We start from the raw sequence: 15,689 nt of genomic DNA, 5'->3' as shown, positions 1-15,689 counted from the left end.
TATTGCATAGATCGGAAAGGAGGAGCACAAAAATAAAATCAACGGTTAATAACTCAATTTTTCGCGATCGAACTAGCAAGGTTAAAAGATGCTAATGTAAATCCTGGCATCATATTATTGATTTATCTACAACGTTAAAATCCATTCAATTAAAATAGAGCGTATTAGCTTTTTCTGAAAAAATGGACGAGAAGCTTGGTCTAATTTGGCGAGCATTCTGTCGTTGTGCTAGAGATATCTAAGCACTAGATTCCTCATGTTTTTTCAGATTTCAAAAATATCGCAATATCCTGAATCGGGCGTAAAATGCCTAAATTTTTCTGAGGTTTACTCCGATTGCAGACTGTAGTGATGGAAAGCAGAGATAAGTATTCGTGCAAAAATTGCATCTAGTATCTGCTGCAAACTCTTAAGTAAATGAAGCTTAAACTCTTCAATTTCCGAAGCACCTGTCAACAAAATGAAAATCATAGTAGAACAAGTATCCAAAGCTTTATTGGGAATCAGAAATCGACATTTTATTATTCTCGATACAATCGTATTTTCGATCGCGCCAGTCCTAGCACTAAGCCTGCGCTTGGACGAATTTAACATTGTTGAAACCCTCAACACTCATGGGCTTCAGTTAGCGATCGTCTCTACCCTATTTATCATCGTAAAACTGAGCATCTTATATAGTTTTGGTTTTTATCGACGGTGTTGGCGCTACGCTAGTATTGACGAGCTGACACAAATCGTCATGCTGACGCTAGCAGCGATTGTTCTCGAAACAATAATTGTCTATGCCTTCAATAACTGGTCTAATTTTTCCGCTGTCTTGCCGCGATCGCTAGCGCTGCTAGATGGAATGCTCAGCCTAATCTTCGTAGGTGGACTTCGCTTGAGCATTCGAGTGGTCGAAAGAGCAAACCACAGGCAGGCTCAACCTAAAAGTAGCGAACGCTTGCTAATTGTTGGTGCAGGTAATGCAGGCGTGACAATTGCCCAACAGATGCAGCAGAACCCACACTTCAATCTTTACCCCATCGCTTTTATCGACGACGATCCAGCGAAATTTCAATTAAGAATTCGCAATTTACCTGTAGTTGGCGATCGCCATCAGATCCCGAAAATTGTTCGATCCTTGCGCGTCGATCGCGTCGCGATCGCCATGCCGAGCGCCCCTGGCGAAGTCATTCGCGAGATCTTAGATATCTGCCAATCGAGCGGTGTGCGTACCAGCACTTTACCTAGCGTCAGCGAGATCGTCAACGGTTTCAACGGTCGCGTGGCGATCGAAAGCATTCGCGAAATCAAAATTGAAGACTTATTGCGTCGGGAACCAATTCAAACAGACGGGCAAAAAGTCTCGCAGTTATTAACAGGTAAGAAAGTACTCATCACTGGCGCAGGTGGGTCGATTGGTAGCGAACTTTGCCGTCAAGTCTTTCGCTGTCGTCCGGCAGAAATCATGCTGATAGGACACGGCGAAAATTCGGTCTTTTACATCCAACAAGAATTAGAACGAGTCATGGAAGTGCTACGGCAAGACGGCGCGTTGCAGGGATATATGCCACGCCTGCGCGCTTTTATCGCCGATATTCGCTTTCCATCGCGCTTAGAGTATGCTTTTGACCAATTTCGCCCAGATATCGTTTTTCATGCTGCCGCGCACAAGCACGTACCCCTGATGGAGGTAAACTCACCAGAAGCGATCACCAACAACGTCTTGGGGACGAAAAACCTGCTCGATCTGGCGCTGAGATACGATGTCAACCAATTCGTAATGATTTCTACGGATAAGGCAGTCAACCCAACTAATATTATGGGAGCTAGCAAGCGGACTGCCGAAATGCTCGTTCTGCAAGCAGCGCAAAAGAGCGGCAAACCCTATGTCGTCGTCCGATTTGGTAACGTGCTGGGTAGCAGAGGTAGTGTCGTGCCTACCTTCAAGCAACAAATTGCTAAAGGGGGACCGATTACCGTTACTCATCCCGATATTCGACGCTATTTCATGACCATTCCCGAAGCCGTGCAATTAGTCTTGCAAGCGGCAGTTGTTGGCTGTGGCGGAGCCATATTAATGCTAGATATGGGACAGCCAGTGAAGATTGTGGATCTAGCGAAAGATTTGATTCGGCTGTCTGGATTGCAGGTCAATAAAGACATTAATATTCAGTTTACCGGGTTGCGACCAGGAGAAAAGCTATTTGAAGAACTGTTTATTCCTGGCGAACAGTACGAAAAGACAGAACACGAAAAAATTCTGATTGTCAAAAATGCCAGTAACTTTACGCCAAAAACTTTAAATTCTTTGGTAGAAGCACTGTGCGATGCCGCGCGGCAAAATGATGCTCCGGCGATCGCCTTCTTATTACAACAGCTCGTACCTGAATATAAGCCACAAAACTCTCCAATTCCCAAACAATTACCTGCAAGCCAAGAAAAACTGCTGGATGAACTTATCGTTCCAAGATCGAAGCGGCAGCATATTCTAGATACACCTATTGCTGCACTCGATCGCCAGTCCAAAATTCAGCTACAGGAAATTGAGCAAGCATTCGAGCAGGGTGAATTTGAGATTCACTACCAACCGATTGTTGTGTTGCAAACCAATAGAATTGTTGGGTTTGAAGCGCTCTTACGCTGGCAGCACCCCACGCAAGGTATAGTTTCACCTACGGACTTTATTTCTGCTCTAGAAGCAACAGACGCGATCTCAACTATCGGCTGGTGGTCGTTGCGGCAAGCTTGTCAACAGCTACGCCTGTGGCAAGAGTGCTATCCCAAAATTCCTTTGACTGTGAGCGTGAATCTTTCCAACACCCAGTTCGCTCATCCAAATTTGGTGGCGCAGTTGGGGCTAGTTCTAGAACAGACTGGATTGAATCCTCGAAATTTGCGTCTGGAAATTCCTGAAAGCGCCATCTTATCGGATATTGAATTTGCGAATCAAAGGGTAATAGAACTCAAAGCCTTAAACGTAGAGTTGCAAATTGATAATTTGGGTATCGGCTATTCATTTTTGAGCTTACTGCAAAGGCTACCCAATCGCATGTGCTATGAAAAATTCGATCGCCTCAGCGTCGATCGTTCCCTCGTCAATCAAATTGATACTGATGAAGAGAGCTTAGAGATTTTGCGAACAATCGTGGCGATCTCTCGCAACTTGGGTGTAGAGACAACGGTTACTGGCGTAGAAACTGCGGCTCAGCTAGCACAACTCAACGCTTTGGAATGCCAATACGGACAAGGCTACTTTTTCGCCAAACCGATTAACAAAGATGCTGCTGGTACGCTGATTGGTTCGCAGTTGCAACCCTTGTAATCAGTTGTCAGTTATCAGTTATCAGTTGTCAGTGTAGAGACGTTACATGTAACGTCTCTACTTACTGGAGATTAGTGGCTAATAAAACTCTGATTCAAGCTCCTGCCACGGATCTAATTCTAGAATTGGATCGACTTCATCTAATTCGATATCTGTCGGGCGATCGCTCAGAGGAATTTCTGCGGCTTCAGGGAAAATAGACGGTAGTTGAATTACAGTTGCTTCTCCTGCATTACTGCCATTCTCATCAAGTTGAATTTCGTCAATCAAAAATTGCTCTTGTAGGTTTTGGCGATCGGAGATTGCTACATCATGAGCATGACTAAAAACTGTCTCGGCTAAGTCTTGCCGAATTACATCTACTTCTTCCAAAATCAGTACGAATTCTCCAATCCGTAATATATCTCCAGGTTTCAGGAGATATTTTTGATTAACATCAGCTAATTTTCCATTAATTATTGAGCCGTTTCTACTTCCAATATCAATAAAGTAATGATTGCCACCTTGCTGAAGAAATTTTCCATGTAAACGGCTAACATCAGCACTATCTAAAACTAAACTTGCAGAAGAAGAGCGACCGATCGAACACTCTTTTTGGAAATTGTTTGTTGCTAGGAAGAGATTAACTTCTTGCGTTTCATTTAGCTTGCGAGAATTAAAAATTTTAATTTGCATAAATCAAAATTCAAAAGTCAGAAGTCAAAAGTAGTTTTTCTTCCTCAGCTTTCTCAGCTCTCTCCTACCCTAATCTCTGCCATAAATGACAGTAGCCATACTCTCTCTTGATAAAATACCCAAATCGAAAGGTATGTTAACTAAGTTTTTGATTTGTTTTGTTAATTTTTCTAAATGTAGGGTGACATTGCCCACCTGATGAAACTATCTAAGGATTATGCAGGCTAATTTACGTTTCTTGGAGATTGACCAAGAAGACACCCGTAAGTGTAATTATTCCACCGACTATAGATAACAAACTGGGTAATTCTTGCAGCCAGATCCAGGCGATCGCAATTGCGAGAAATGGCACGAGATAAAGATAGCTAGCGGCTTTGGCGGCAGAAATTTGCGATAGGGTGTAAGTCCAAGTCATATAAGCGATCGCAGCGGGAAAAATGCCTAAATAGGCGATCGCTAAAGTTGATTCTAATCCCTAAAAATCCGCCAAGGGCGATCGCGGGTAAGTCTTTCACTTGTGGCAAACGCATCCGCGTCAGATATGCATAACCTACCAGGACAAGGGAGGCGATCGCAAAGCGCAAGGCAACTAAATGTTCGGGGCTGTAGCCGCGTAAACCTGCCCGCACGCCAGCAAAGCCAGAACCCCAGAGGATGAGAGTTACCAACAGAGCAAATAGTTTTTTATTCACGCTGCATGATAGCCCCCGTCTACATACAGCACCTCACCTGTGATGTATGAAGCTGCATCGCTGGCAAGGAAAATATATGCACCAAGAAATTCTTCTACTTTTCCTCGCCTTCCCATTGGCGTAAATCTCGTTACCCGTTGCTGATAAGTGTTGTTTTCGTCGTACTCAACGCCTGCCATCATGTTGTCAATGTATCCAGGCGCGACAGCGTTAACTCTCACTCCTTTTTGCGCCCATTCCACAGCCATTGTGCGCACCATTTGATTAATCCCTCCCTTAGAAGCGGCATAAGGGACTAACCCGGGTATTCCTACAGCGCCAGCAATAGAAGAAGTCATAATGATACTACCAGCGCCGCGATCGAGCATTTGTTGGGCGGCGAACTGGGCGCAGAAGTAGTATCCCCGCAAGTTAATATCGATAATTTTGTCCCATTCTTCCGCTTCGTATTGCTCGGCAGGTTTAATAATATCGATGCCAGCATTGCAAATTAAGATATCGATCGCGCCATAATGCTCTACTGTTCGGTCTATGAGTTGCTGGCAACGATCGCGTTTACTGACATCAACTTCAACAGCGTAGACTTCTAAATCTTGTGACTGAAACTCGCGTTGAGTTGCTTCTAGTTCCTCTAAATTCCAAGAGGAGATAACCACTTTTGCACCGCGATCGGCAAAACCTCGCGCAATAGCTTTGCCCAATCCTCTACTAGAACCGGTGATGCAAACAACTTTACCCGCAACGCTGAATATATCTGCCATGAGTTGTTGGAGACCGAGTAGATTCTCATCATCTCAACATATCTCAAATCTAACTTGAGTTCAACATATTGAAAATTTAATATATGGAACTCCACTCTGAATGTTTCAGTAACTCATAGCACCGATCGGCTAGTTCCTGAATCTCGTTTGGTAGCTGTCGATAGTGATACCAAAAATCAGGAGTCGCACGATATCTCACAAGTCAGTACAACGTCCTTCACGTAAGTGTTGCAGTGCCCGTTGAGCCAGACGATCGAGCCGACCTGCTGCGACATCTTCCTCAAACTGCCGATCCCATACTGCTGCATCGAATTCTGCAAACCACGCTCGGAAATCGGCAAGCTCCTCTACTGATAGTTGGCTGACAGCCTGTTCGATTTCTTGCAAATTATTCATACGAAGGAAATTTACAGATGACTGAACCCTTTTGATGATAACGCTCCGCCGTACGCATCACTAACTTCTCCGCCTACCCTTTTCGACTCTTGAAGAAGCGATCGCCTTATCGGAAGGTAGCCAGAATTGAGGGACGAACATCAAGCCGTTTAACAACTATGGCATGAAGCCAAACATTCCATAACATCATGGAAAATGCCGTGGCTAATGCCGCGCCAAAAATTCCTAACCAGTGGATGCCAATTAGGTTTAAAACGACATTTACTAAGGCACTAATTCCCATCACTGATGCAGCAGGATTTTGGTTGCCTGTCATCATCAACAGGTATCCCACCGAACCCGCACCCACGTTTACGAGTTGCCCTAGAATCAGCACGATCAGCGCTCCTCTGGCTGCTGTAAATTCTGTCCCGAATAATTGCAGCACTGGAACGGCAAAAACAATGAGTCCGATCGCAATTGCCAATGCCGGATAAAACATCCACCGCGCAATTGTAGATACGAGCTGCTGCAATCCTTGGCGATCGCCTTGAGCGTGTAGCGAAGCGATGATGGGAGCAAAAATTGCATTGACAGCGGTGAGAATGAAATGAACCCACAGCGATGTTTTGAGTGCTGCACTGTAAATCCCCACGGCTTTAGCTCCTAGCATGGCTCCTAGCATGAGCGTATCTGTTTGGCTCAACACAATCGACGAGCCATCAAGAAACATCAATGGCAAGGCAACTCGCCACCATTGACCGATTGCATAAGCAGGAACAGCTTGAGAGATTTCTGTAGTTAATTCTCGATAAAACAGAAGTGCTTGAACTAACAAAACCAGTAGCAGTGACAGAATTGAAAGCGCGATCGCCTCTGTGCTATTTAAATTCTCATGTAGCTGCCAAATAAAGGCAATGGCAATTAATACTAACGGATAGGCGATTAAGTATGGAGCATAAGCTAGGGTAATTCTTTGAAAGGCTCTAGCGATTTGTTGCTGAAGAATAGCCAATGCCATCAAAGGCACACTCCAAACACCAAAAATCAGCGATCGCGAATGCTCTAACCTGTAATGTATTGATAGCCACTGCAATACAATCGTGCTGAATATGGCTGTAATCAAACTAGCGATTAGCGTTTGTTGCCAACTTCCCCAAATAATTCCCCGCAAATGTCGCCAATCTTGCTCGAACTGGTATTTGGGGATAAATCGTAAAACCGCAGTCGGCAAACCCAATCCGGCGAGAAAAGCTAGAGAAAGACTGAGGGCGATCGCATAATCGTAAATTCCATACTCCGTGACTCCCAGCCACCGGGCAAGCAAAATTTGAGATATATAGATCGCGATCGCGCTGAAAATTTGGACGCTCAGCGCCGCCCTTGCACCTCGTACCAATGTGTTTAGCAGATCGGATTGCTGGTGTTGTAGCCAAGATTCAAATTTGGGCAGATGAGGCATCAATCGCACTCTTGAATTCTAGATGCTACAAATATACTACATAGCCGTACTGATTAAAAACGCTTGCCATTGAGCATCATATTTCGCCTTCTCTGTTGCCGATAGAAAAGTCGCTGCCAGCGTGTTGAGGTTAAATTGCCATAGTTCTTCCCATGAAAACCCTTGAGATGCTAGCGTTAAATATTCGTTATTGAGACTGGTAGAAAACATTGCCGGATCGTCAGAATTGACAGTGCAATAAAGTCCTGCATCTACCATTTGACGGATCGGATGCGGCTGTTCGCGTCCCACAACTCCAAGGCAATAGTTACTTTGCGGCGAAACCTCCAAGGGAATTTGACGCTGGCGGAGTACCTCAACCAATTGCGGATCGTCTAAACAGCGAATACCATGACCAATTCGTTCGGCTTGCAAGCTATTCACTGCTCCCCAAATACTTCTAGTTCCGACGACTTCACCAGCATGAGCCACGACTCTCAATCCTTGCTGACGCGCTTGGGCGAATGTTTCGGTAAATAATTCCGGTGGATAGCCAGCTTCAAGTCCTCCAACTCCCAACCCGATAAATAATCCTCGCTCTTTACCTTTCAAGACAAATTCCAGTACGCGAGTTTGAGAATCGGGAATTTCACGGGCAATATCGGGAATTAAGTTGACTCGAACGCCATACTGTGCTTGTCCGGCTTCAAGTCCAGCGGCGATCGCATCTAAAATCGCTTCATCTTCAAACTTTTGGGTCAAGAAAGACGCACTGAGAGAAGCTTCGGTATAAACGATATTTTGTTCTGACTGCCGCTGAAAGAAACGCTCAATTATCAACTTGTAATCATCTGGAGTTTGCAAGCAGCGCGCAGCAGCAGTGTAAACCTGAATAAAATGAGGAAAACTACGAAATTCAAAATACTCTTTCCACTCCCCTAAAGAATTAGCAGGCAGATCGACTCGATGGCGTTGCGCCAACTGATAAAACGTCTCAGCATCCGTCGCGCCTTCAATGTGGACGTGGATCTCTGCCTTTGGCATCGCTTGCAGTCGGGCAGCGAGGACTGAAGAAACTGTAGCTGGATGCTGCATGAGTTTAACCTTTTAGCTATCTTTTCGCTTTTAGAGCGATCGCGAAAATTCGCATCAGCTTCTCAACTTATCGCAAGCAAACAATAATTTCAATATATTGAATTTCGTCCTGTTCTACTGCGACTGGAGCTATAAAACATAAACGAGTAATGCCCGTGCTTCCTCCGCGCCAATATTTTGAATCTGGTGATGAAGATCCGCAGGATATCTCGCTGTATCGCCTGCGTTTAGAGTTTGCTCGCATGTACTGCTTTTAACTAGCAAATTTCCGCGCAAAACAGTTAAATGCTCGTAACTACCGGAGGCGTGTGGTTCGCTCTCCAAACAGGCATTGGGTTGCATCACCAGTTCGTACCACTCAGTAGCACCAGCAGATGAGATCGGGCTTAAAATTCGTAACTTACACTTACTATCTTGGCTGGCGATTGTGGGGGTATGGTGCGATCGCATCACCTCAATTTTCGTAGGCGCGATCGCGGTTTCCACATGCGCTTGACTGACTAACTCGGTAATACTGACATCCAAGGCATGGGCGAGACTCCATAAAGTGGCGATCGTCGGATTTGTTAACTCTCGTTCGATCTGCGACAGCATCGACTTAGAGACATGAGAGCGTTGAGCGAGTTGTTCCAGAGTCAAATTACGGCGTTTGCGGATAGATTTAACGATCGCCCCGATTGCTGGAGGGGAAGGCTGGCGGGTCATCTATAGTAGCAGTACGATTGTATTTTTTACTCTAGGAGATTACAGCAGCAATTCGCCAATGCCGAAGTTGCAGTAACTCAAATTAACCCCCGCAGCAAGAGCAGGAATTTGTAATTGCTTTGTTAGAGTGAAGAGAGTAGCCCTACTTGCAATTCGATCGCCCCTCAGAATTATGTCCCAACAACCCGCACGTATTTGTATTCTCGGTGGCGGCTTTGGCGGTTTATATACGGCACTACGCCTGAGCCAATTACCTTGGGAATCGGAAAAACCAGAAATTGTCCTAATCGATCGCAGCGATCGCTTCTTATTTTCGCCCTTGTTGTACGAATTGCTCACGGGTGAATTGCAAACTTGGGAAATTGCCCCGCCGTTTGTCGAACTCCTCGCCTCAACTGGGATTCGCTTCTGCCAGGGTGAAGCAGCAGAAATCGATATTTACGAACAGCGAGTTCGGCTGCAAGATGGAATCGAAATTCCCTACGATCGCCTAGTACTAGCTTTAGGTGGTGAAACGCCTCTAGATATGGTTCCTGGGGCATCCTCCTATGCTTTCCCCTTCCGTACCCTTGCCGATGCCTACCGCATGGAAGAAAGGCTGCGGTTACTTGAAGCATCTACAGCAGATAAAATTCGCGTGGCAATTGTAGGGGGAGGATATAGCGGAGTAGAATTGGCGTGTAAGCTGGCAGATCGTCTTGGTGAAAGAGGACGCTTCCGATTAGTAGAACTGAGCGACCAAATTCTCAGAACCTCCCCAGAATTCAACCGCGAAGCAGCCACAAAAGCATTGGAAAAAAGAGGGATTTGGCTCGATCTCGAAACCAAAGTCGAGTCAATCGAACCAAATGCGATCGCCCTGGAATATAAAAATCAAGTCGATATTATTCCTGTAGATATTGTCGTTTGGACGATAGGCACGCGAGTTGCGCCAATCGTGCGATCGCTGCCGCTCAAACAAAACCAACGCGGACAACTCACGGCGACATCGACATTGCAAGTCATAGATCGTCCCGAAATTTTTGCTTTGGGTGACTTAGCTGAATGTCGCGATGCCGCAGAGCAACAAGTTCCCGGTACTGCCCAAGCTGCCGTACAACAGGCAGACTACGCTGCTTGGAATATTTGGGCTTCCTTGACCCACCGTCCTTTACTTCCCTTCCGCTATCAGAATTTAGGGGAAATGATGACTCTAGGGATTGACAGTGCCACGCTTACGGGTTTGGGAATTAAGCTAGAGGGTCCTCTCGCCGCGATCGCCCGTCGTCTGGCTTATTTATATCGACTGCCAACTCTAGATCATCAAATTAAGGTGGGCATCAATTGGATTACCCGCCCGTTTTTGCAGGGACTAGAAGAGAGCTGAGGGAGCTGAGGGAGCAATTCTGGTTCCACTAGCCACCAGCCACTGATAACTGATAGCTGTTCTTACAACAACTGAGTCAGGAGAAATCCCAACCCGGCGCTAGCTATGGGTACAGATAAATTATCAATGCCGTACCAAGAAAAAGCTTCTAGACCTGTAGCTACCAAAGCAACTACAAAAGCCACGAGCCAAACTAACGAAGAATTACCATGTACGGCTACGAGAATGGAGCTACTCACAATGTAGCTGACTACAGCCATAGTCAAAGAGCCTTCCCAGCTTTTTTTCACACCTCCGACCGTGTAGACGTGCTTTCCGTAACGCTGTCCGATTAAAGCTGCGAGTCCATCACCCCAAGTCATGATGAGTATGCCCAAGGCAGCGAAGTAGGGTTTCTGTACTGCCCAAAACCAAGCGACCAAAACGCCGATGCTTACAGCGTAGAAAAACGTCCCTAAGCTCTTGCGTCCGATACTGTTGATTCCTGGTAGAAGTGGCAAGCGATAGGATAATAAAGTCGCAATACCTGCTAATACTGATGCGCCAATCCCTACCCAGGCGGGAATATTTAATAACCAAGCGAATAAAATGACATTGCCAGTACCAATGTGAACGATTTTCCGCACAATTTCGGGATCGCTATTTGCGAAACGGCTAACTGCACCTGCGATCGCCAGAACAATTCCGAGCCAAACTCCTACCACCGCTATCTGTAGCCAGAGAGTAGGAATTCGAGCCAGTAGCGGAAAATCAGCCATCAAAGACTCAATCAAAACAGTCATAAAAGCTACTACATATCAAATGTAGTAGATTTGGGATACACAAGGAGAAGTCAGAAGTCAAAAGTCAGAAGTCAGAAGTCAGAAGTCGCAATTGACCGATCGCTGGTCACTGGTCACCGATCGCTGATAACTGCTTGCTGGTTACAAATGACCAATGACCAATAACATTGGAGGAAATTATCGATGTTGAAGATCGGATTAATTTGGTTAATTCGGGGCTATCGAATGTTAATTTCTCCTCTATTGCTGCCATCGTGTCGGTTTCATCCTACCTGTTCTACTTACGCCATAGAAGCGATCGAACGTTTTGGCGCTTGGCGGGGTGGAATTTTGGCAGTGCGACGCATCTTACGCTGTCATCCCTGGCATCCAGGCGGCTACGATCCTGTACCAGCAGGGAGGGAGCAGTTATCAGCGACCAGTGACCAGTGACCAGTGACCAATTATCAGTCACTTACGACTTACGACTTGATTAAGGCACGGTTTTTGTTTGCCAGTTGTATAAACTTCTGGTGTTTCCGACTGGAAAACGGGCGCGTCTGCGGATTGGGCGGTTGGTGCGTCTGGCGATCGCGGGTTTGACTCGTCTAGAGATGGGTTGCAATCGCCTTACAGTTGTTCGTCTCACAGTCGTTTGTCTTATCCTCGATTGAGGACGGGAGGTAGGAGTTGCGATCGCGGTTCTAGAGCGGTTGGGGCGGCTGCGGGGGCGATCGGTAGTTTTGGGTCTAGATGGAGTTACGACGGGCTGCGTTCGCGATTGGGGCGGTTTTGTTGCCGCTCTAGACTGTTGCGGTGGGATAGCGGTATTGGACGCTAAAGCAATTTTAATGGCTGCTTGTTGGGCAAGAGGAGCGATCTGCTGTTGCCAGTAGGGATGAATAGTAACTTTTCTGGTAGCTTGGAGGACATCTTGCCACTTACCCACAGCGGCGGCGCTTTTTGCTGCCTCCCAAGCGGCGCGGTTGTTTTGCCAGTCTCGCTGCCATTGGGCAATTGCAGTTTGGGCTGTTTGATAGACGGGGTTAGTGATGGGAATTGCTTTAACTAAGGCGATCGCCTGTGGTAAGTTTCCTGCTTCGTAATCGGTTTTCGCTTTTTCTAATAAACGGTTCGTCCACTGCGCGATCGAAGGTTTAGCTAAGGGATAAAGCGGATCGGTGCTGGGAATTTGACTGCTTAGGGCGATCGCAGCCGATAGATCGGTGGCAGCTAGCTGCTGTGCCTGGGCGAGGCGACACTGTTGAAGTCCGGCTTGAAGTTTGGCGTTGGTACTACTGTGAGTCGATGCTAGATCGATGCACTCTTGGTATTTTCTCGCAGTTTTGAGCGCGTTCATCTGCTCCAGAGTTTGCTCTGGATCTGCGACTGGATGCCAATTCGTTACGTACATCGCTGCTACGCTTGCTAAGACAGCCGTGAGTGCTGCTCCCACGCGGAGGGGATAGCGCTGTCGCGTTCTGGAGGCTTTAGCAGGAGTTGACCGATCGGGGTTTACTAATGCGATAGCGGGCGGGTCGGGTATCCGTTCTAGAACTGGTATTGCTTGGGTGGCAACCTCGGTAGTTGGGTTCGTGTCGAGTCCTGCCATCGTCACAGTATGAGTCTCGGCATGATTTTCAGGCAGCTCGGTTTTCACTTCACGCTCTATGCCTTTAGGTGTGCCAACCAGAGTCAGATATTTCTCGACGTTCGACTGGTTGAAGTGAGATGCAGGTGGCGGTTGAATTCCTATAACTGGTTGCAGTAATGTGGGAAAATTGGCGAGTTGGCGCAGGGCAACCAAAGCAGCTACCGCTGTTTGATAGCGATTTTTGCTGTTGTAGCGCACCATCTTGGCGATGACTGCCCCCAGTCCCTCGCTGACTTTGGCATGTTGTCGCCACTCAATTTCGCCAGTGTCTGACTGTTCTGCTAACTGGGAAGGATTCATCCCTGTGAGAGCTTGAATGGCGATCGTGCCGAGGGCATAAATATCGCTATTGGGTTGAGGTCTACCTTGACCTTGTTCTGTGGGCATGTAACCAGGAGTCCCGATCGCGATCGTGGCTGGCGGGCTATTTTCCTGTTGCCCGGTTCGCGTAAACACCTGCGTCCAAACCTGTTTGACTGAACCAAAATCTACTAAGACTAACTTGCCATCTGCAATTCGCCGGATGAGATTGTCAGGTTTAATATCACGATGAATTGCTGCGTGAGCGTGGACGAAAACCAATATTTCTAGGACTTCTTGTAGCAGTTGGTAGACTTTACTTTCTTCCCAGCGATCGCCTGGAAGTAATTCTTTGGTAAGAGTATGTCCTTGAATGAACTCTTGAACGAGATAAAACTCTTGGTGTTCTTCAAAATAAGCTAGTAACCGAGGAATCTGGTCGTGATTGCCGAGTTGCTCTAAAATTTCTGCTTCTGTTTGAAACAACCGCCTGGCATTGTGCAAAAATTTAGAGTTGACGCTAGCAGGCTGGAGGTGCTTAACGACACATCGAGGATTTCCTGGTCGATGCATGTCTTGGGCTACGTATGTTTGACCAAAACCACCATTGGCTAAAACTTCTACAACTTGGTAACGCCCGCCTAGCAACTTGCCTCTCATCACCTGAATTCCCAGAAAATTAAGATAATGTTACAATATTTACAAACTATCCACTTACTCCTACAGTAATAATTACGTATTTTTTAAATTAATTTTGAGCGATCTCAAATAGTGTAAGTCCTCAGAGCTTGCTGAGAACGAGCAGTAGCCAAAATTTAATTACTAAAAGTTTAATAAATTTCCTGCTTTCTCACAAAGATGTTATTTCAAGTACGTGAGTTCCTGAAAACAAAGCTAAAATTCAAAATCTCAACTCCAAAAATAAAGTTCCTACAACACCCTCAAAATTGGTAATAGCAGCTTTTCTACCGCAGTGTAGTCAACGAGACTATGTAGTGAAGAAAACGCCATCATTTTACGTTGTAAAGGTTCTGCTTTTCTTCCTCCTGCCTGCTTGCACTAGTTTGTGCTTTGCTTTTTGACAGCACAATTCTCAAAAAAACTGTTAATAATGAACTGGCTGTATGATGTCAGGAATTCAATGAAAGATTGTCAGGAATTCAAAATTTGCCTGCCCCCAATTTAAACTTGGCAGCTACAAGCAATTGCGTTTATCTTTGGTAAATTTATCCCTAGTAACTCTATTCCTAGTAAAAAGGTAGTTCAGTCCGTTCACTTTGTCTAGCCTCTGAGGATTTTTACTCAAAAAAGAGAGCGATTAGTCCAAAAACTATTTCTAGGTTAGCAATAATACAGCCAGTATCACTCCAGCTTCATCTATGCCACCTCAGTCTTTAGTTTCCATTGCTATTGCGATCGCCTGTCAGTTGTTAGTTGTCAGCTATCAGGGAGCAGAGAGCAGGGAGCAGGGAGGAAGAGAGCTGAGGGAGCTGAGGGAACTGGGGAGGCTGAGGGAGAAACCTCTCGCCTCTCACCTCTTGCCTCTCGCCTCTTCTCACGCACCACTCACCACTCACCACCCAATTACCAATTACCAATTACCAATTACCAATTACCAACTACCATTACTCCTAACTCGTCTGTGGCAGGGAAAATTTCAAGTCGATACGATTAGCGGTGGGCATCGACGGGCAGTTTATTCAGTAGCGTTCAGCCCGAACAGCCAGATGATTGCAAGTAGCGGTGGAGATCGGACGATCAAAGTCTGGTATTTGGCAGGGAAAAGATTATTGCAAACTTATATAGCACACAGAGATTGGGTGAGTTCTCTCGCGTTTATGCCCGACAAAACCGGACAAAAAACGATTCTTGCTAGTGGGAGTGGGGATAGAACAGTCAAGGTGTGGAATTTACGGCATAGAAGATTAATTCGTACCTTTGTAGGACATAAAGATTGGGTAAGTTCGGTAGCGTTTAGCCCGAATGGAAAACTCTTGGCAAGTGGAAGTGGAGATAACACCGTGAGGTTATGGAACCTCAGAACTGGCAAAGCCGCGCGCGTCATCAGCGAAGGCAGTGGAGTTACGGCGATCGCCTTTAGTCCCGATGGCAAAACCCTAGCTAGCAGCACTTTTTTCAATAGCGTCCAACTCTGGGATGTCGAGAGTGGCGAACTGATTCGTACTTTTACCGGACACAAACGTCCAGTCTACGCGATCGCCTTTAGTCCCGATGGCGAAACTCTTGCCAGTGGTAGCAATAACGGGCAAATGATTCTATGGCGAGTTGAAAGCGGTAAGTTACAAGAAACTATCAAAGCCCACAAAAAAGAAGTCACGTCGCTGTCTTTTAGCGCGGATGGCGACACCCTCGCCAGCGCCAGTGGAGACAAAACGATTAAATTGTGGAATCCTGCCAATGGAGAATTACTGCGCAGCTTATCAGATCATTCAGCTGGAGTCACGTGCGTTACCTTCAGCCCCAGAGGACATTTCGCTAGCGGTAGCAAGGATAGAACGATTAAAATTTGGCGAGAAAAATCTTAAATAAAGTCAAA

14 protein-coding genes are annotated in these 15,689 nt (G+C 46.1%); 4 read left to right on the top strand and 10 right to left on the bottom strand.

Annotation, left to right across the window (positions count from 1 at the left end):
* Window positions 1-460 precede the first annotated feature (460 nt).
* Entirely contained in the window at window positions 461-3,307 is a 2,847-nt protein-coding gene (locus CHRO_RS24905) for a polysaccharide biosynthesis protein (protein ID WP_015156997.1), read from the top strand.
* 78 nt (window positions 3,308-3,385) lie between these two features.
* On the opposite strand, the gene CHRO_RS24900 is transcribed toward CHRO_RS24905, so the two are convergent.
* The 8 genes from CHRO_RS24900 to CHRO_RS24870 form a co-directional block, all read right to left on the bottom strand.
* Window positions 3,386-3,982, bottom strand: coding sequence for an FHA domain-containing protein (locus CHRO_RS24900; protein WP_015156996.1), 597 nt, complete (start codon window positions 3,980-3,982; stop codon window positions 3,386-3,388).
* Window positions 3,983-4,211: 229 nt separating this feature from the next.
* Window positions 4,212-4,397, bottom strand: a complete 186-nt coding sequence (locus CHRO_RS34590) for an EamA family transporter (RefSeq protein ID WP_071925456.1) — start codon at window positions 4,395-4,397, stop codon at window positions 4,212-4,214.
* On the bottom strand, window positions 4,348-4,674 hold the full coding sequence (locus CHRO_RS34585) for an EamA family transporter (RefSeq protein WP_041462627.1): 327 nt from the start codon (window positions 4,672-4,674) through the stop codon (window positions 4,348-4,350). The genes CHRO_RS34590 and CHRO_RS34585 overlap by 50 nt, the downstream gene beginning before the upstream one ends.
* A complete protein-coding gene (locus CHRO_RS24890) occupies window positions 4,671-5,435 on the bottom strand; it encodes an SDR family NAD(P)-dependent oxidoreductase (RefSeq protein WP_015156995.1) in 765 nt (254 codons plus the stop codon). Before CHRO_RS24890 ends, CHRO_RS34585 begins: the two co-directional genes overlap by 4 nt.
* Before the next feature lie 195 nt (window positions 5,436-5,630).
* Entirely contained in the window at window positions 5,631-5,831 is a 201-nt protein-coding gene (locus tag CHRO_RS24885) for a hypothetical protein (protein ID WP_015156994.1), read from the bottom strand.
* Window positions 5,832-5,937: 106 nt separating this feature from the next.
* On the bottom strand, window positions 5,938-7,272 hold the full coding sequence (locus CHRO_RS24880) for a flippase (RefSeq protein WP_015156993.1): 1,335 nt from the start codon (window positions 7,270-7,272) through the stop codon (window positions 5,938-5,940).
* A 36-nt stretch (window positions 7,273-7,308) separates the two neighbouring features.
* Window positions 7,309-8,346 carry an adenosine deaminase gene (gene add, locus CHRO_RS24875; protein WP_015156992.1) on the bottom strand — a complete coding sequence of 346 codons (1,038 nt, stop codon included), beginning with the start codon at window positions 8,344-8,346 and terminating at the stop codon, window positions 7,309-7,311.
* A 129-nt stretch (window positions 8,347-8,475) separates the two neighbouring features.
* Window positions 8,476-9,051: a helix-turn-helix domain-containing protein gene (locus CHRO_RS24870; RefSeq protein WP_015156991.1), complete on the bottom strand. Its 576-nt coding sequence runs from the start codon at window positions 9,049-9,051 to the stop codon at window positions 8,476-8,478.
* Between the two features lie 172 nt (window positions 9,052-9,223).
* On the opposite strand from CHRO_RS24870, the gene CHRO_RS24865 reads away from it, so the two are divergent.
* Window positions 9,224-10,417, top strand: a complete 1,194-nt coding sequence (locus CHRO_RS24865) for an NAD(P)/FAD-dependent oxidoreductase (protein WP_015156990.1) — start codon at window positions 9,224-9,226, stop codon at window positions 10,415-10,417.
* Between the two features lie 62 nt (window positions 10,418-10,479).
* Here CHRO_RS24865 and CHRO_RS24860 read toward each other — a convergent pair whose 3' ends face one another.
* Window positions 10,480-11,199 (bottom strand): diacylglycerol/polyprenol kinase family protein, encoded by a 720-nt coding sequence (locus tag CHRO_RS24860; protein ID WP_015156989.1) that lies wholly within the window; start codon window positions 11,197-11,199, stop codon window positions 10,480-10,482.
* A gap of 186 nt (window positions 11,200-11,385) precedes the next feature.
* Between CHRO_RS24860 and yidD the strand changes: the two genes are divergently transcribed.
* Window positions 11,386-11,631, top strand: a complete 246-nt coding sequence (gene yidD / locus CHRO_RS24855) for a membrane protein insertion efficiency factor YidD (RefSeq protein WP_041463508.1) — start codon at window positions 11,386-11,388, stop codon at window positions 11,629-11,631.
* 40 nt (window positions 11,632-11,671) lie between these two features.
* Here yidD and CHRO_RS30045 read toward each other — a convergent pair whose 3' ends face one another.
* On the bottom strand, window positions 11,672-13,792 hold the full coding sequence (locus tag CHRO_RS30045; RefSeq protein WP_015156987.1) for a serine/threonine-protein kinase: 2,121 nt from the start codon (window positions 13,790-13,792) through the stop codon (window positions 11,672-11,674).
* 719 nt (window positions 13,793-14,511) lie between these two features.
* On the opposite strand from CHRO_RS30045, the gene CHRO_RS24845 reads away from it, so the two are divergent.
* Window positions 14,512-15,678, top strand: a complete 1,167-nt coding sequence (locus CHRO_RS24845) for a WD40 repeat domain-containing protein (RefSeq protein ID WP_015156986.1) — start codon at window positions 14,512-14,514, stop codon at window positions 15,676-15,678.
* Window positions 15,679-15,689: the final 11 nt, after the last annotated feature.

This window comes from Chroococcidiopsis thermalis PCC 7203 (assembly GCF_000317125.1).
GTDB classification, from domain to species: domain Bacteria; phylum Cyanobacteriota; class Cyanobacteriia; order Cyanobacteriales; family Chroococcidiopsidaceae; genus Chroococcidiopsis; species Chroococcidiopsis thermalis.
The sequence above is the reverse complement of the archived record's forward strand: the minus strand, read 5'-3'. Positions and strand labels throughout refer to the sequence as shown.